The 15,186-nt window shown below is 69.9% G+C and carries 16 protein-coding genes and 1 tRNA gene; 6 read left to right on the forward strand and 11 right to left on the reverse strand.

The features are described from left to right. Window positions 1–56: 56 nt before the first annotated feature. The 3 genes from IO33_RS0102780 to IO33_RS0102790 are packed head-to-tail and all read right to left on the reverse strand — an operon-like array spanning window position 57 to window position 3,300. A complete protein-coding gene (locus tag IO33_RS0102780) occupies window positions 57–950 on the reverse strand; it encodes a carbohydrate ABC transporter permease (protein ID WP_031159712.1) in 894 nt (297 codons plus the stop codon). Beyond that, window positions 947–1,972, reverse strand: coding sequence for a carbohydrate ABC transporter permease (locus IO33_RS0102785; protein WP_031159713.1), 1,026 nt, complete (start codon window positions 1,970–1,972; stop codon window positions 947–949). The genes IO33_RS0102780 and IO33_RS0102785 overlap by 4 nt, the downstream gene beginning before the upstream one ends. Then, the gene (locus IO33_RS0102790; RefSeq protein ID WP_031159716.1) at window positions 1,969–3,300 is read right to left on the reverse strand and encodes an ABC transporter substrate-binding protein; all 1,332 of its coding nucleotides are present in this window, start codon (window positions 3,298–3,300) and stop codon (window positions 1,969–1,971) included. Before IO33_RS0102790 ends, IO33_RS0102785 begins: the two co-directional genes overlap by 4 nt. Before the next feature lie 315 nt (window positions 3,301–3,615). Between IO33_RS0102790 and IO33_RS0102795 the strand changes: the two genes are divergently transcribed. Further along, on the forward strand, window positions 3,616–4,671 hold the full coding sequence (locus IO33_RS0102795) for a LacI family DNA-binding transcriptional regulator (RefSeq protein ID WP_031159718.1): 1,056 nt from the start codon (window positions 3,616–3,618) through the stop codon (window positions 4,669–4,671). A gap of 60 nt (window positions 4,672–4,731) precedes the next feature. Here IO33_RS0102795 and IO33_RS0102800 read toward each other — a convergent pair whose 3' ends face one another. Both IO33_RS0102800 and IO33_RS0102805 read right to left on the reverse strand, forming a co-directional pair. Continuing rightward, the gene (locus tag IO33_RS0102800; RefSeq protein WP_037684822.1) at window positions 4,732–5,277 is read right to left on the reverse strand and encodes a signal peptidase II; all 546 of its coding nucleotides are present in this window, start codon (window positions 5,275–5,277) and stop codon (window positions 4,732–4,734) included. Then, entirely contained in the window at window positions 5,274–5,882 is a 609-nt protein-coding gene (locus tag IO33_RS0102805; RefSeq protein ID WP_031159722.1) for a TetR/AcrR family transcriptional regulator, read from the reverse strand. The genes IO33_RS0102800 and IO33_RS0102805 overlap by 4 nt, the downstream gene beginning before the upstream one ends. Before the next feature lie 67 nt (window positions 5,883–5,949). Between IO33_RS0102805 and IO33_RS52060 the strand changes: the two genes are divergently transcribed. Then, entirely contained in the window at window positions 5,950–6,486 is a 537-nt protein-coding gene (locus IO33_RS52060) for an MFS transporter (RefSeq protein ID WP_051926365.1), read from the forward strand. A 64-nt stretch (window positions 6,487–6,550) separates the two neighbouring features. Next, complete coding sequence (locus tag IO33_RS52065; RefSeq protein WP_051926366.1) at window positions 6,551–6,820, forward strand: hypothetical protein; 270 nt, start codon at window positions 6,551–6,553, stop codon at window positions 6,818–6,820. A gap of 93 nt (window positions 6,821–6,913) precedes the next feature. On the opposite strand, the gene IO33_RS0102815 is transcribed toward IO33_RS52065, so the two are convergent. The 4 genes from IO33_RS0102815 to IO33_RS0102830 form a co-directional block, all read right to left on the reverse strand. Further along, window positions 6,914–6,986, reverse strand: a tRNA-His gene (locus IO33_RS0102815). A gap of 107 nt (window positions 6,987–7,093) precedes the next feature. Then, the gene (orn, locus tag IO33_RS0102820) at window positions 7,094–7,696 is read right to left on the reverse strand and encodes an oligoribonuclease (protein WP_031159725.1); all 603 of its coding nucleotides are present in this window, start codon (window positions 7,694–7,696) and stop codon (window positions 7,094–7,096) included. Between the two features lie 159 nt (window positions 7,697–7,855). Then, on the reverse strand, window positions 7,856–9,076 hold the full coding sequence (locus IO33_RS0102825; RefSeq protein WP_031159727.1) for a GlxA family transcriptional regulator: 1,221 nt from the start codon (window positions 9,074–9,076) through the stop codon (window positions 7,856–7,858). A gap of 378 nt (window positions 9,077–9,454) precedes the next feature. Next, the gene (locus IO33_RS0102830; RefSeq protein ID WP_209438793.1) at window positions 9,455–9,745 is read right to left on the reverse strand and encodes a hypothetical protein; all 291 of its coding nucleotides are present in this window, start codon (window positions 9,743–9,745) and stop codon (window positions 9,455–9,457) included. Between the two features lie 314 nt (window positions 9,746–10,059). Between IO33_RS0102830 and IO33_RS0102835 the strand changes: the two genes are divergently transcribed. Together IO33_RS0102835 and IO33_RS0102840 are read left to right on the forward strand one after the other, a co-directional pair. Further along, window positions 10,060–10,587: a universal stress protein gene (locus IO33_RS0102835; protein ID WP_031159731.1), complete on the forward strand. Its 528-nt coding sequence runs from the start codon at window positions 10,060–10,062 to the stop codon at window positions 10,585–10,587. Between the two features lie 136 nt (window positions 10,588–10,723). After that, window positions 10,724–11,284 carry a GPR1/FUN34/YaaH family transporter gene (locus IO33_RS0102840; protein ID WP_031159733.1) on the forward strand — a complete coding sequence of 187 codons (561 nt, stop codon included), beginning with the start codon at window positions 10,724–10,726 and terminating at the stop codon, window positions 11,282–11,284. Between the two features lie 74 nt (window positions 11,285–11,358). Here IO33_RS0102840 and glmS read toward each other — a convergent pair whose 3' ends face one another. Both glmS and IO33_RS0102850 read right to left on the reverse strand, forming a co-directional pair. Next, window positions 11,359–13,176 (reverse strand): glutamine--fructose-6-phosphate transaminase (isomerizing), encoded by a 1,818-nt coding sequence (gene glmS / locus IO33_RS0102845; protein ID WP_031159736.1) that lies wholly within the window; start codon window positions 13,174–13,176, stop codon window positions 11,359–11,361. Window positions 13,177–13,188: 12 nt separating this feature from the next. Further along, the gene (locus IO33_RS0102850) at window positions 13,189–13,446 is read right to left on the reverse strand and encodes a hypothetical protein (protein ID WP_031159739.1); all 258 of its coding nucleotides are present in this window, start codon (window positions 13,444–13,446) and stop codon (window positions 13,189–13,191) included. 167 nt (window positions 13,447–13,613) lie between these two features. On the opposite strand from IO33_RS0102850, the gene IO33_RS0102855 reads away from it, so the two are divergent. Then, window positions 13,614–15,179, forward strand: coding sequence for a purple acid phosphatase family protein (locus IO33_RS0102855; RefSeq protein ID WP_031159741.1), 1,566 nt, complete (start codon window positions 13,614–13,616; stop codon window positions 15,177–15,179). Window positions 15,180–15,186: the final 7 nt, after the last annotated feature.

Genomic DNA, 15,186 nt, shown 5'->3' on the forward strand with positions numbered 1-15,186 from the left:
GTAGTGGTGGCCGAGGGGCCGGGGCGGCGGTGGCCCGGCCCCCTGGGAAGGAGACGTCAGCCCTTGATCGCGCCTTGCATGATCCCGCCCACGATCTGCTTGCCGAACAGGACGAACGCGAGCAGCAGCGGCAGCGTGCCGAGCAGCGCGCCCGCCATGATCACCGCCTGGTCCGGGACATAGCCGGTGCCGAGCGAGTTCAGGGCCACCTGCACGGTCGGGTTCTGCTGGTTCAGGGCGATGATCGGCCACAGGAAGTCGTTCCAGGCGAAGACGAACGTCAGCAGGCCGAGCACCGCCATCGCGGGCCGCGCGGCGGGGAAGACCACGTGCCACACGATCCGGACGCTGCTCGCGCCGTCCACCCGGGCCGCCTCGATCAGCTCGGTCGGCAGCGCCTGCACCAGGTACTGGCGCATGAAGAAGGTGCCGAACGCCGTCACCAGACTCGGCAGGATCACCGTCTGCAGCTGGTTCGACCAGCCGAGATCCGACATCCACAGGTACAGCGGTACGACTGCCAGTTGCGGCGGGATCATCATCGTGCCGATGGTCAGCAGCAACAGCAGGCCGGAGAAGCGGAACCGCAGCTTGGCGAAGGCGAACCCGGCCAGGGTGGAGAACAGCACCGTGCTCACCGTGATGGTGCCCGCCACGATCACCGAGTTGAACATCGCGGTGCCGAGCCCCGCCTGGTCCCAGGCCGACTGGAGGTTCCTGAACAGATTGCCGCCGAACCACAGCGGCGGCGGGGTCTCGTCCAGCCGGTGGGAGGTGCGGGAGGCGGCGATCGCCGTCCACACCAGCGGGGCCAGGGAGACCAGCGCGAACACGGTGAGCACGACGTACGTCAGAGGGCCCGCGTGCAGCTGCTTGCCGGCGCCCCCGCGGCCCCGGGACCGCCGCGTCCGACCGGGACTCCGGGGCAGGGTCAGTTCGCTGGTGGTCATTGGGACTTCCTCAGCCGTCGGGTCAGCAGCAGGTTGATCGCGGCGATGACCAGCAGGATCAGGAACATCGACCAGGCGATCGCGGACGCCTTGCCGAGGTTGCCGATGATCCAGCCCTGGTCGTACATGTACAGACCGAGCGTCTGGTACTGGTGCTCGGACCCGCCCTTGGACCCGCTGACCCCGCCGAACAGCAGGGGCTCACCGAAGAGCTGGGTCGCGCCGATGGTCGACACGACGACCGTGAACAGGATCGTCGGACGCAGCTGCGGGACGGTCACATGCCGGAACTGCTGCCAGCGGTTCGCGCCGTCGAGCGCCGCCGACTCGTACAGGTCCGTCGGGATCGCCTGCATCGCGGCGAGGTAGATCAGCGCGTTGTAGCCCGTCCACCGCCAGATCACGATCGACGACACCGCGAACTGCGAACCCCAGTCGGACTCACGCCAGTTGACGGGGCCGAACCCGAGGAAGTGCAGCAGCCAGTTGACCATGCCGCCGTCCCAGGAGTACAGCAGCGTGAACACCAGGGTCGCCGCCGCCACCGAGGTGGCGTACGGGGTCAGCATCACCACACGCCAGACGGTGGAGCCGCGCAGTCGGTAGTTCAGCAGGTGGGCGAGGCCGAGCGCCGCGAGCAGCTGCGGCACGGTCGAGATGACACCGATGGTCAGGGTGTTCCTCAGGGCGTTCCAGAAGAAGTCCGAGGACCACAGGTTCTTGTAGTTGTCCAGGCCCGCCCAGGTCTGGTGGTCCAGCGCGGACAGCTGCACGTGGTGCAGGGAGTACCAGGCCGTGTAGAGCAGCGGCACCAGGGTGAACGCCGCGAACAGGACGAAGAACGGCGACACGAACGCGTACGGCGACGCCTTCATGTCCCAGCGGTACAACCGGCTGCGCCAGGAGTCGGCGCCCGCCGGCGTACCGCGACCCCGAGCGCCCCGGGCCGCGCCCGGCGGGGTGCCGGGCGCGGCCTCGGCGCTCGACGCGGAGTGCGCGAGAGCCTGCTTGGGGCTGGTCACTGGCCGAGCACGTCCTTGATCTCGTTCTTCGCGGCGTCCCAGCCCTGCGCGGGCGACTTGCCCTTCTGCTCGACCTGGAGGATGCCGACGTCGCTGAACGCGTTGTCGATCGGCTTGTCCTTGGTGCCGAGGGGCTGCGCGGGGATGGTCTTCGCCGAGTCGGAGAAGATCTGGGTGAGCGGGGCGCCCGAGAAGTACGCCGTGGTGTCGGCCTGCGGCTTCAGGTTCGAGTACACCGACGGGGTCGACGGGAAGCTGGCCTGCTTGGCGAAGACCTTCGCCTGCTGCTCGGGCGCGGTCAGCCACTTCGCCAGCGCGACGGCCTCCTTCTGGTGCCTGGTCGCGGTCGGCACACCGAGGAAGGAGCCGCCCCAGTTGGACGCCGCCGGGGCCGCCGCCACGTCCCACTTGCCCTTGCCGGAGTCACCGGACTTCTGCTCGATGTAGCCGATCATCCAGGCCGGGCAGGCGACGGAGGCGAAGGTGCCGTTGGCGAAGCCCTGGTCCCAGGTCGGGTCGAACTGCTTCAGCTTGGCCGACATGTCGCTGGTCGCGACGGTCATGGCGGCGTCCCAGGCCTTCTTCACGCCCGCGGACCTGTCCCAGACGACGTTGCCGTCCTTGTCGTAGTACCGCTCGCTCGCACCGCCCAGCGCCGCCATGTAGACGGACGAGGCCGAGTCCACGAACTTGGTGCCCTTGGGCGCCTTCTTCATGTACTGCTTGCCGACGTCGACGTACTTGCTCCAGTCGCCCTTCCACATCTGGGCGAGCTTGGTCCGGTCGGTCGGCAGCCCGGCCTGCTGGAACAGGTCCTTGCGGTAGCAGACGGCCATCGGGCCGACGTCGGTGCCGAGCCCGATGAGCTTGCCGTCCTTGGTCGTGGCCTGGGCGTTCTTCCAGTCCAGCCACTGCGACTTGTCGACCTCCTTGCCCAGGTCGACGAACTTGTCCCCCTGGGTCTGCACGGCCTCGGTGATGTTGCCGATCTCGATGGCCTCGATGTCGTCCGTGCCGGAGCCGGCCTGCAGACGGGTGAGCACCTTCGGCCAGTACACGTCGGTACGGGTGGTCACGTTTTCCTTGATGCTGATGTCCGGATGCAGCTTCATGTACTCGTCGTAGAGGCCGGCCTGCTTGTAGCCGAAGACGCCGAAGGTGCCGATGGTCAGCGTGATCTTGCCCTTACCACTGCCGTTTCCGCCGCCGGAGCCGTCCGACGCGTCGTCGTCCGAGTCCTTGGCGCAGCCGGCCAGCAGCCCCGTGGTCAGTGCGGCGACGGCCGCGAGGGCCATCAGCCGCTGGGACCGGCGGATGCTCGTGCGCATTGCGTCCTCCTGTTGCCTGACGTGCCGACCCCCCGGCCAACTGCATGGAAAACGGGCCCGTTCGTACTCGCTGCGGCTCGGGCGGGGAACGTGCGGGTTGTGTAGGTGTCAGGTAGTGTGGGAGCGCTCCCATCAGTGATGTGTTGAAGAGTCGTCGCTCCGGGGCGGGGTGTCAAGGGAGCGGACGGAGCAACTGCCTTCAGTTATCTGAGCGTTAACCGCCGTCGCCGGGCGGCACGTGAGGGCCGGCAGCCGCGTCGGACGGTGCTGTTACATTCGGCCGGCACAGTGGACGCGGCGAGAAAGGCGGGGCGCATGGCAAGCCACGGAGCGCGGGGCCGCAGCGGAGGTCGGCCCACGCTCGAGGAGGTCGCCGCCCGGGCCGGGGTCGGCCGGGGCACGGTCTCGCGGGTGATCAACGGCTCGCCCCGGGTCAGCGACGCCACCCGTGCCGCGGTCGAGGCCGCCGTGGCCGAACTCGGCTATGTGCCCAACACGGCGGCCCGTGCCCTGGCCGCCAACCGCACCGACGCCATCGCCCTCGTCGTCCCGGAGCCGGAGACCCGGTTCTTCGCCGAGCCGTACTTCTCGGACATGCTGCGCGGTGTCGGCTCCCAGCTGTCCGACACCGAGATGCAGCTGCTGCTGATCTTCGCGGGCAGCGACCGGGAGCGGCAGCGCCTGGCCCAGTACCTGGCGGCGCACCGGGTGGACGGCGTGCTGCTGGTCTCGGTGCACGCCGACGACCCGCTGCCCGACCTGCTGGCCCAGCTGGAGATCCCGGCCGTGATCAGCGGCCCCCGCTCGGCCGGCGAGACGCTCACCTCGGTGGACTCGGACAACTACGGCGGCGCCCGCTCGGCCGTGGAACACCTGCTGTCCCGGGGCCGTACCCGCATCGCCCACATCACCGGCCGCCCCGACGTCTACGGCGCCCAGCGCCGCCTCGACGGCTACCGCGACGCCCTGCGCGACGCGGGCCGGGGGGTGGACGAACTCCTCGTCGAGCCGGGGGACTTCACGGAGGAGGGCGGCCGACGGGCCATGACGCTGCTGCTGGACCGGCGCCCGGACCTGGACGCGGTCTTCGCGGGCTCGGACGTGATGGCGGCCGGTGCCCGGCAGGTGCTGCGTGAGACGGGCCGCCGCATCCCGGACGACGTGGCACTGGTCGGCTACGACGACTCCGCCATCGCCCGCCATATGGACCCGCCGCTCACCAGCGTGCGCCAGCCCATCGAGGAGATGGGCCGGGCGATGATCGACCTGCTCCTCACGGAGATCGCCGACCGCCGCCCGCCCGTGTCCCGGGGCCTGGAGCGGCGGCACGCGGTGCTGCCGACGGAACTGGTGGCGCGGACGTCTTCGTAGCGGGCGGCGAGGCGGCCGAGGCCGCTGCCGGCCCGCCGCAGCGGTGGCGCGCCCGGGCTCTCAGCGGCCGTGCGCCGTGGCGTCAGGTCGTGCGGTGCCGCTCATCTCCCAGCCCAGCAGGGAGAACAGGACGATCAGCGCCCCGCCGCAGACGATCGCCCAGTCCGCCAGGTTCATGACGCTGAAGCCGCGGACGGAGATGAAGTCGACCACCGCGCCCTGCAGGTGGCCCGGCGCCCGGAAGAGACGGTCCGTCAGATTGCCGGCCGCGCCGCCCAGCAGCAGCCCGAGGGCCACGGCCCACGGAGTGCTGTACAGCTTGCGCGCCAGACGGGCGATGACGACGACGACCGCCGCGGCGATGGCCGTGAACACGAAGGTCATCGCCGTGCCCGTGCTGAAGGCGGCGCCCGCGTTCCGGGAGACCCGCAGCTCCATCCAGGTGCCGATCACCTGGACCGGGGCGTGGTGCTCCAGCCGTGAGACGACGAGCAGCTTGCTGCACAGGTCGATCACGTAGGCGAGGCCCGCCACCGCCAGGAGCGGGAAGATCCGGCGTTTCGTCCCGGCGCTCTCGGGGCCCGTGGTCCGGGCGTCCCGCGTCATGAGGTCCGCCCCTGCGCGCCGCGCGCCGCCTCCCAGCCCCGCTCCAGCAGGTCGAAGGCCGCGTTGACGGCGGCCAGCCGGTCGGTGGCCGCGGTGGCGAGGGACCGGGCCTCCAGGGCGAGATGGGCCAGGGCGGCGCAGGCCGGGTCGTCGGCGGGGGCGCCCGTGTCGGCGGCGATCGCCTCGGCCAGGGCGCGTTCGTGCCGCATCCACATGCGCCGGTGGTACTCCACCAGCGCGGGGGTACTGGCGACCAGCCGCTGGAACGTGGCGATCTGCTCGTCGTACTCGGACTTGAACGCCCGGGCCTGCAGCATGTGCGTGCGCAGGGCCTCCAGGAGCGGGGTGCCGGGCGCGCGGTCGCGTACGGCGGCGACCAGTGCCTGTTCCACGTCCGCGTCCATGTCGAACAGCAGCGCTTCCTTGCTCGGGAAGTGCTTGAACAGGGTCGTCGTGGAGACGTCGGCCGCCTCCGCGATGTCCCGGATGCTCACCGCGTCGAAGCCGCGCTCCAGGAACAGCTCCAGCGCCGCGTCCGCCAGTGCCTGGCGGGTCGCGGCCTTCTTGCGTTCGCGGCGGCCCAGTGGCTCCGTCGTCTCCGTCATGGTCCGTAGCGTACCCAGCAAAGTTGCCCCATGAGAAAAGTTGACTCGTTGCACATAGTGAATCGGTGTGCCGTTCTGGGTCGCAGGAACCCGCTCGATCGCGCTCTTCCTGCGGTCCTCGCTGTTCGCCGGCGCGGCCCCCTCGATGACCCGGCTGATCGGGTTCCGCGCCCTGCAGGGCATCGGCGCGGGCGGACCGGCCGCCGGCGGGTTCGCCCTGATCGGCGTGCTCGTGCCGCCCCGGAAGCGGGGCCGCTACCAGGGCATGACCGCCTCCGTGATGGCCCTCGGCGTGGTCGGCGGGCCTCTGGTCGGCGGCCTGGTCACCGGACACCTCGGCTGGCGCTGGGCGTTCTACGTCGATCTGCCGCTCGGCATCGTCGCCCTGGCCTGGGTCCAGCTGACGCTGCGGCTGCCGGAGCGGGCCCTGAAGGCCCGGCCGCGCATCGACTGGGCGGGCATCGCCGTCCTCGCGACCGCGACCGGCGCGGCCGTCCTACCTGGGCCGGTACGACGTACGCCTGGACGTCCTGGCGGATCCTCGCCCTCGGCGCGGTGGCCGTCCTCGGTACGGTGGTGTTCGTCACCGTCGAGCGGCGTGTGAGCGAACCCGTGCTGCCGCCCCGGGTGTTCACGGCCACCGCAACTTCCCGCTCGGCATCGGCCTGTTGGCGGCGGTCGGCGTGGTGATGTTCGGGTCGGCGCGCTATCTGCCCCTGTTCCAGCAGAGTGTCCAGGGCGCCACGGCGACCAGTTCCGGGCTGCTCCTGCTGCCGATGATGATCCCCGTGGTGATCGCCTCCCACCTCGCCGGGAAGGTCATGTCCCGCACCGGCCGGTACAAGGTGTTCCCGGTGCTCGGCACGCTCCTGCTGACGGCCGGGACGCTGGCGCTCGCCACCATGGGCACCGGCACCTCCCGTCTCCTCGCCGACTAGAGGTGCCGCTGCGGGGCGGGCCCGGTGGTGGTACGGCACAAAAGAATCAGCCGGTGACCCGTCTTGCGACGGAGTCACCGGCTGATCGGTGAGGGTGAGTGACGGGACTCGAACCCGCGGCATCCTGGACCACAACCAGGTGCTCTACCAGCTGAGCTACACCCACCATGACCGGCGGTGGAACTTGTCGTTTCCCCGACCGGCCGAGAAGAAGTCTACAGGGTCCGAAGGGGTGCTCGCGCACACGTTTTCGCGAGCCCCTCTCCTCGGGGCCTACCGCGCGGGCAGGACGTGCTTGGCGGCGATCGCCTTCGCGGTGTCGGAGTCCGGGCCGGGCTGCGGGACGAAGACGGCCTCGCGGTAGTAGCGCAGCTCGGCGATCGACTCGCGGATGTCGGCGAGGGCCCGGTGGTTGCCGTTCTTCTCCGGGCTGTTGAAGTAGGCCCTCGGGTACCAGCGGCGGGCCAGCTCCTTGACGGAGGAGACGTCGACGATCCGGTAGTGGAGCCAGTCCTCCAGGGTGGGCATGTCCCGCAGCAGGAAGCCGCGGTCGGTGCCGACGGAGTTGCCGCACAGCGGGGCCTTGCCGGGCTCCTTCACGTACTCCTTCACGTACGCGAGGACCTGCTCCTCGGCGTCCTGGAGGGTCGTACCGTTCTCCAGTTCGGCGAGCAGCCCGGACGCGGTGTGCATCTGACGCACCACCTCCGGCATCGTCTCCAGCGCCCGCTCCGGCGGGCGGATGACGATGTCCACCCCCTCGCCGAGTACGTTCAGCTCGGAGTCGGTGACGAGGGCGGCCACCTCGATGAGAGCGTCGTCGGACAGCGAGAGGCCGGTCATCTCGCAGTCGATCCACACCATGCGATCGTTCATGCGACCACCCTAAAGCGGACCTGAGCTTTTCGGTGCCCCCGTGCTCGGCGGGGATGGGCCGTCGGTCGGCGCGGCCGCCCGCGGATAGCGCCCCGCGTCTCTGCGGGGCGCTGAAAAGGAAAAGGGGGGCGAGCCGGTGCTCGCCCCCCTTCCCTTCTCTCAGTTACCGCTGCGCGGCCCCGGCAGCAGACCCACCGCGCCCGCCGCCGTCCGGCGGCTCTGCATCGGTACGCCGCTGTCCCGGTCCGGGTGCAGTACGGCGGGCCCGTGGCCCACCGGTGCGGAACCGGCCAGGCCCATGGGCGGGCCCGGCTGGCCGGGCGCGGGCATCGGCGGCTCCGTGTCGGTCGGCCTGTCACCCTGCGGCCGGCGGGCCCGGTAGGCGGCCCGGTAGGCGGCGGGGGACGAGCCGAGCTGGCGGCGGAAGTGCCCGCGCAGCGCGACGGGGGAGCGGAAGCCGCAGCGGCCCGCCACCTCGTCCACGGAGTAGTCCGACGTCTCCAGCAGTCGCTGTGCCTGCAGCACCCGCTGGGTGATCAGCCACTGCAGCGGCGCGCTGCCGGTCAGCGAGCGGAACCGGCGGTCGAACGTACGGCGGCTCATATAGGCGCGTGCCGCCAGGGTCTCCACGTCGAACTGCTCGTGGAGGTGTTCCAGCGCCCAGGCGACGACCTCGGCGAGCGGGTCGGCGCCGATCTCCTCTGGTAAAGATCTGTCGAGATAGCGCTCCTGGCCGCCGCTGCGGCGCGGTGGGACCACCAGACGCCGGGCGAGCGCGCCGGCCGCCTCGTTGCCGTGGTCCGTCCGCACGATGTGGAGACAGAGATCGATTCCGGCCGCCGTACCCGCCGACGTGAGCACGTCGCCGTCGTCGACGAACAGCTCACGTGGATCGACGTGCACCGACGGATAGCGCTTGGCCAGCGTCGGCGCGTACATCCAGTGGGTGGTCGCCGGGCGTCCGTCCAGCAGTCCGGCTGCCGCGAGCACGAACGCGCCCGTGCACAGCCCGACGATCCGGGCACCCTCCTCGTGCGCCCGGCGCAGTGCGTCGAGCGCGTCGTCCGGCGGTGGTGCGGTGATCGAACGCCAGGCCGGTACGACGACCGTCCCGGCGCGCGATATCGCCTCCAGTCCATGCGGCGCGGTGAGTTCCAGGCCCCCTGTGGTCCGCAGCGGGCCCTCCTCCCCGGCGCACACCAGCAAGCGGTAGCGCGGGACACCGGCGTCCTGGCGGTCGATTCCGAACACCGACAGCGGAATGGAACTCTCGAAGATGGGGCCGCCGCTGAACAGCAGCACCGCGACGATCTCCTTGCGGCGTCGCCCGGATAGTTTCCGGGCCGCGGTTTCCGGCGCGGCAGTGGAGTCGTGGCTCATACTGCTAAGCCCCCCTCGGTGGTCGCGGCTCCTCGGTTGTGTCGCTCCTGCACGTTTCCCCTCGGTCCTGCACGAGTCCCCCGCCGTAAAGACAGTCAAGATCGAATCTACTGGCTCCCGCGGTCTCACGGTGACCAGTCCCACACGCCCGAATTGTCGACATGACAACTTGGCGTGAAGCATTCGATCACGAAGCGTTGCACTCGCGGAGCGTGCAGGGAAGTGCGCCTTGTCGCAGTGGCCAAACCGCGTAGGGTGCGCAGCCGCCCCTAGACCCTTTCTCTGCAGGTCGAACGGGGGGTGGAGGGTGGTTGGAGCCCCTGTGCGGCGACATTCAGAAGTTGGCTGAAAAGATGCGCTCGGGGGTACGGAAACAGGTCAGTCGACCGGTGTCCGCCTGCGCGTGTGGCGTCCGCCCCTTTGCTTGGCGCAACGCCTGGTGCCACGCCGGCTCCGCTCGGCGCACCGCTCGGACCGGCGCAGCAGGTACCGGCACACGGTCGTGACGGCCGCCAGGCCCAGCGCCGCGCCCGCCGCGCCGGCCAGCGAGGTGCCGTACCAGACCAGCACCACGGGGACGAGGACGCAGCTGAAGGCGGCCCAGCGAATCACATCACTCACGGTGTCCGGCGCGGGGTGCGGATCGGAGGTGGATCGGGGACCGGGCATCACTCGTACTCCCTGTGGCGGTGGCTCAGGGTGTTCAACGTCTGTTCGAGCGGTCGGTCACCGGACGTACGTCTGTGAATCCTGTGCAAACCGCCTGTACGGGGCAGCAACCATTGCGTTACGGGCGCGGCTCGTGCATGCTCCGGTGAACCCCTACGGATGTCGGGGACCGCTTACGGAGCGTGCGCGAGAACTGGGCTCAGGAGGCGTGCCGCCGTACCCTTGGGGGTATGGGGTTGGGAAGATGTTTCCCGGACACAGCTCCGCCGCACACTGTCATCCCACCCATAAAGGATCACAACGCCGAGACAGCCATGGCCGGTCACGAATTCTTCGAACCCGCGGACCGCAAGCGGCCGGTCGCCGACCCCACGGCGGCCGATCCCCTGGCGGCGGAAGAGTCACGTCCTTCTTGCGACCCCGCCTTCCGGCACGGAGTCGTCGTCGGCTTCGACGGCTCCACCTCCAGTGAGCGAGCCCTCGCCTACGCCATCGGCATGGCCCACCGCTCCCGGTCCGGCCTGATCATCGTCCATGTCGCCAACCGGCTGCCCACCACTGTCTGGGCCGGCTGCGAGCCACCCGTCTTCGTCGACGTGCCGGACCACCGCACCGAGGTCCTCGGGCTGGAGCTGGCGTGCGCGGACTATCTGGCCGAGGTGCCGTGGATCCTGGTGGAGCGCGGCGGGGACATCTGCCACGAACTCGAAGAGGTGGGGCGCGAGTACGAGGCCGACGCGATCGTCGTCGGGTCCACGCACGGCATCGTCGGCCGGCTCTTCGGCTCCGTGGCGGGGCGGCTCGCCAAGCGGGCGAAGCGGCCCGTGATCGTCATCCCCTGACCCGCTCAACTCCCTTGTGCGGCACGGAGACCGCGATGGTCCAGTGCGAAACTACTCGCGCGTAGAGGTGGTTTGTGCCCTTGTGAAGGGCATATACCGGTCACCGCGCAACCGCACAGCACGAAGGGAGCCCGCCGTGGACAACGAAGTCTCTGCGGGAACGGGAAGCACTACCGTGGTCGGCCGACTCGCCCTGGGAATCACCCTGTTGGCGTTCGGCCTCGGTACGACCGGCGTCATCCACGGTGTGGCCGCGGCCGACGCCGTCTCACTCGCCCACTACGTGGGCGGAGTCGCCCTGTTCCTGGTCGGCCTGCTGGCCCTCCGCGGCGGCGACAGCGTCTCCGGTACGGGCTTCGCGGCCCTGGGCGCGCTGTGGTTCACCTGGGCGGTCGGCGCTCACTCCTCCGCCCACGCCGCCGGGCTCTTCCTGCTTCTGTTCGCCCTCGTGGCGCTCACACTGACCCTCGCCGGCGGGGACGGCCTGGGCCAGGTCATGCACGGCCTGCTGTTCCTGGCGATGCTGGTGCTGGCCGTGGCGGCCTTCGCCGACAGCTCTTCCCTGGCCAAGGTGGGCGGCTGGGTGGCCGCTGTCTCGGGTGCCGTCGCCTGGTACGCGGCGACGGCCGCGGTCGCGCACTGGCCGACGGTGCTTCCCCGGCGTGCCGCCGGCCGGGGGGTGACGGCCACCGGCTGAGTCCGAGCGGCACAGAAAGGACCCCCGCGTGCCGGTGGCACACGCGGGGGTCCTTTTCGCGCCTGGGCCGGTGCCTACTCCACCGTCACCGACTTCGCGAGGTTCCTCGGCTTGTCGATGTCCCGGCCGAGGGCCTTCGCCGTGTGGTACGCCAGCAGCTGGAGCGGGATGCCCATCAGGATGGGGTCCAGTTCGTCCTCGTTCTTCGGGACGACGATCGTCTGGTCGGCCTTGTCCTGGTGCTGGTGGGCCACCGCGAGGATCTTGCCGCTGCGGGCCTTGATCTCCTCCAGGGCCGCGCGGTTCTTCTCCAGCAGGTCGTCGTCGGGGACGATCGCCACCGTCGGCAGGGCCGGCTCGATCAGGGCCAGCGGGCCGTGCTTCAGCTCGGAGGCGGGGTAGGCCTCGGCGTGGATGTAGGAGACCTCCTTGAGCTTCAGGGAGGCCTCGCGGGCCACCGGGTAACCCCGGACGCGGCCGATGAAGAGCATCGAGCGGGCGTCGGCGTACAGCTCGGCCAGCTCCTTGACCTTCTCCTCCTGCTTGAGGATCTCGGTGATCTGCTCCGGCAGCTTGCGCAGCCCCTCGATGATCCGCTTGCCGTCGCGGACCGAGAGGTCACGGGTGCGGCCCAGGTGCAGGGCGAGCAGGGCGAAGGCCACCGTCATGTTCGTGAAGCACTTCGTCGAGACCACGCAGACCTCGGGGCCCGCGTGGACGTAGATCCCGGCGTCCGCCTCGCGGGCGATCGCCGAGCCGACGACGTTGACGACGCCGAAGACCTTGGCGCCCTTGCGCTTCAGCTCCTGGACGGCGGCGAGGACGTCGTAGGTCTCACCGGACTGGGAGACGGCGACGTACAGGGTGTCGGGGTCGACGACCGCGTTGCGGTAGCGGAACTCGGAGGCCGGCTCGGCGTCGGCGGGGATACGGGCCAGCTCCTCGATCATCTGGGCGCCGATCATGCCCGCGTGGTACGAGGTGCCGCAGCCGAGGATCTTCACGCGGCGGATCTGCCGGGCCTCGCGGGCGTCCAGGTTGAGGCCGCCGAGGTGCACGGTGGAGAAGCGGTCGTCGATGCGGCCGCGCAGCACGCGGTCCACGGCGTCGGCCTGCTCGAAGATCTCCTTGTGCATGTAGGTGTCGTGGCCGCCCATGTCGTACGACTCGGCCTCCCACTCCACGGTCGTGGGCTCGGCGGTGGTGCGCGTGCCCTCGGTGGTGTAGGTGCGGAAGTCGTCGGCCTTGAGGGTGGCCATCTCGCCGTCGTCCAGAGTCACTATCTGGCGGGTGTGCATGACCAGGGCGGCGATGTCGGAGGCGACGAACATCTCCTTCTCGCCGATGCCGAGGACGACCGGGGAGCCGTTGCGGGCCACCACGATCCGGTCGGGGAAGTCGGCGTGCAGGACGGCGATGCCGTAGGTGCCCTCGATCACCCGGACCGCCTGGCGGACCTTGTCCTCCAGCTTCTCGGCGGTGGAGCGGGCGATGAGGTGGGTGAGGACCTCGGTGTCGGTCTCGGAGAGGAACTCGACGCCGTCCGCCTCCAGCTTGCGGCGCAGGTCGGCGGCGTTGTCGATGATGCCGTTGTGCACGACGGCGACCTTGTTGTCGGCCGACATGTGCGGGTGGGCGTTCATGTCGGACGGGGCGCCATGGGTGGCCCAGCGGGTGTGGGCGATACCGGTGGTGCCCTTGAAGCGCGCCGGGACCTTGGCCTCCAGGTCGCGCACCCGGCCCTTGGCCTTGACCATCTTCAGGCCGGCCGCCTTCGGGGAGGTGACGGCGATGCCCGCGGAGTCGTAGCCGCGGTATTCCAGCCGCTGCAGCCCTTCGAGCAGCAGCGGGGCTACGTCACGCTTCCCGATGTATCCGACAATCCCGCACATATATAGGTATTCCTAGCCGTAGACGATGCGGCGCAGCTGCCGGAGCGTCAGCTCGGGCGGTGCCACCGCTCGGTACTTGAGGTCCGCCGAGACCCGTTCGAAGATCTCGGCGTTGACCAGGCCCTGGGCCTGCAGTTCACGATGACGGCGGCGGACGTAGTCCTCCGTCGACTCGTCGAAGTAGGCGAGCACGTCCTGGATCACACGCAGCGCCTCACCCCGGGCAAGGGGTGTGGACCGCGTCAGGTGATCAACAAGTTCGTCGTGCACCCGGTAGATCCTGGGGTACGGGCCACGGTTTCGCAAGGAGCGTGCCCGATTTCGGGCAGACCACCCGCTGTGAGTGCTGTTGGATCTCTGTTCGCAAGCTGTCCACTCTGTGTCTTGCGTCTCGTTGCCCGGACCCACGAGTTTCGGACGCCATGGACATTCCACGTATGGGAGTACCCGAGAAGCTGGCCGAGCGCATGAGCATGGCCGAGCAGCACGAGTACCTGCGCGCCAGATTCTCGCGGCGCAACCTGATCAGAGGTGGCGCGGTCACACTGGGCGCCGTCGCGGGTGGCGCGTTCGTGCCGGGCGCCACCGCCCAGGCGGCCGTGCCGACCCAGCGGACCGCCCCCGCCGCGGAGACGGTCGACGGCGCCCTCGTCGCCCCCTTCGGCCGCCACCTCGCCTACGGCAACGACCCGCGCACGGAGATGACCGTCTCCTGGCAGGTCCCGGTCGCCGTGAACAAGCCGTTCATCCGCATCGGCGCCCACCCCTGGGACCTCTCCCGCAAGATCGAGGCCGAGGTCCGCAGCCTCTACACCCCGGCCGGCGTCGGCGCGAGCGGCGACCACACGCAGTACTACCTGCACGCCCAGCTCACCCACCTGCGCCCCGGCAGGACCTACTACTACGGCGTCGGCCACGAGGGCTTCGACCCGGCCGAGCCGCATCTGCTGGGCACCCTGGGCACCTTCACCACCGCCCCCGCCCACAAGGCGCCGTTCACCTTCACCGCCTTCGGCGACCAGGGCGTCAGCTACCACGCCCTGGCCAACGACAGCCTGATCCTCGGCCAGAACCCGTCCTTCCACCTGCACGCGGGCGACATCGCCTACGGTGACCCGGCCGGCCAGGGCAAGACCACCGACACCGGCTTCGACTCGCGTACCTGGGACCAGTTCCTGTACCAGACCGAGTCGGTCGCCAAGCAGATCCCGTGGATGGTCTCGTACGGCAACCACGACATGGAGGCCTGGTACTCGCCCAACGGCTACGGCGGCGAGGAGGCCCGCTGGACCCTTCCGGACAACGGCCCGGACGCGAAGAACCTGCCCGGCGTCTACTCCTTCGTGCACGGCAACACCGCGGTCATCTCGCTGGACCCGAACGACGTCTCCTTCGAGATCCCGGCGAACCTGGGTATATCCGGAGGAACCCAGACCAAGTGGTTCGAGGCCCAGCTGAAGAAGTACCGGGCCTGTGACGACGTCGACTTCATCGTCGTGTTCTTCCACCACTGCGCGTACTGCACGTCCACGGCGCACGCCTCGGAGGGGGGCGTGCGCCAGGAGTGGGTGCCGCTGTTCGAGAAGTACCAGGTGGACCTGGTCATCAACGGCCACAACCACCAGTACGAGCGCACCGACGTCATCAAGGCCGGCGCCGTCACCAAGAAGCTCCCGATCGGCGGCACCGCCTACCCCGAGACCGAGGGCGTGGTCTACGTCACCGCCGGCGCGGCGGGCCGCAGCCTGTACGCGTTCAGCGCCCCGGACTCCTACGAGGGCCACGAGCACGAGGTGGACTCGGTCGCCTCCTTCATCAACACCAAGGACGGCAAGGTCAACGAGACCGTCGCCTGGTCCCGGGTCCGCTACCTCAACTACTCCTTCCTGCGCGTGGACGTCACCCCCGCGCCGAAGGGCCGCCAGACCACCCTGAGCGTGTCGGGCATCGCCGAGACCGGCGACCGCATCGACCACTTCACGGTGTCCCGCACGGCCAAGTAACCCCGAG

Source organism: Streptomyces durhamensis, from assembly GCF_000725475.1.
Classification (GTDB): Bacteria; Actinomycetota; Actinomycetes; order Streptomycetales; family Streptomycetaceae; genus Streptomyces; species Streptomyces filipinensis.

Bases quoted from the DNA above. Each gene is read 5' to 3' on its own strand.
- orn (WP_031159725.1), bottom strand. From the start codon at position 7,696: ATGAACGATCGCATGGTGTGGATCGACTGCGAGATGACCGGCCTCTCG.
- IO33_RS0102855 (WP_031159741.1), top strand. From the start codon at position 13,614: ATGGGAGTACCCGAGAAGCTGGCCGAGCGCATGAGCATGGCCGAGCAG.
- IO33_RS0102780 (WP_031159712.1), bottom strand. From the start codon at position 950: ATGACCACCAGCGAACTGACCCTGCCCCGGAGTCCCGGTCGGACGCGG.
- glmS (WP_031159736.1), bottom strand. From the start codon at position 13,176: ATGTGCGGGATTGTCGGATACATCGGGAAGCGTGACGTAGCCCCGCTG.
- IO33_RS0102835 (WP_031159731.1), top strand. From the start codon at position 10,060: ATGGCCGGTCACGAATTCTTCGAACCCGCGGACCGCAAGCGGCCGGTC.
- IO33_RS0102795 (WP_031159718.1), top strand. From the start codon at position 3,616: ATGGCAAGCCACGGAGCGCGGGGCCGCAGCGGAGGTCGGCCCACGCTC.
- IO33_RS0102800 (WP_037684822.1), bottom strand. From the start codon at position 5,277: ATGACGCGGGACGCCCGGACCACGGGCCCCGAGAGCGCCGGGACGAAA.
- IO33_RS0102805 (WP_031159722.1), bottom strand. From the start codon at position 5,882: ATGACGGAGACGACGGAGCCACTGGGCCGCCGCGAACGCAAGAAGGCC.
- IO33_RS0102790 (WP_031159716.1), bottom strand. From the start codon at position 3,300: ATGCGCACGAGCATCCGCCGGTCCCAGCGGCTGATGGCCCTCGCGGCC.
- IO33_RS0102825 (WP_031159727.1), bottom strand. From the start codon at position 9,076: ATGAGCCACGACTCCACTGCCGCGCCGGAAACCGCGGCCCGGAAACTA.
- IO33_RS0102830 (WP_209438793.1), bottom strand. From the start codon at position 9,745: ATGCCCGGTCCCCGATCCACCTCCGATCCGCACCCCGCGCCGGACACC.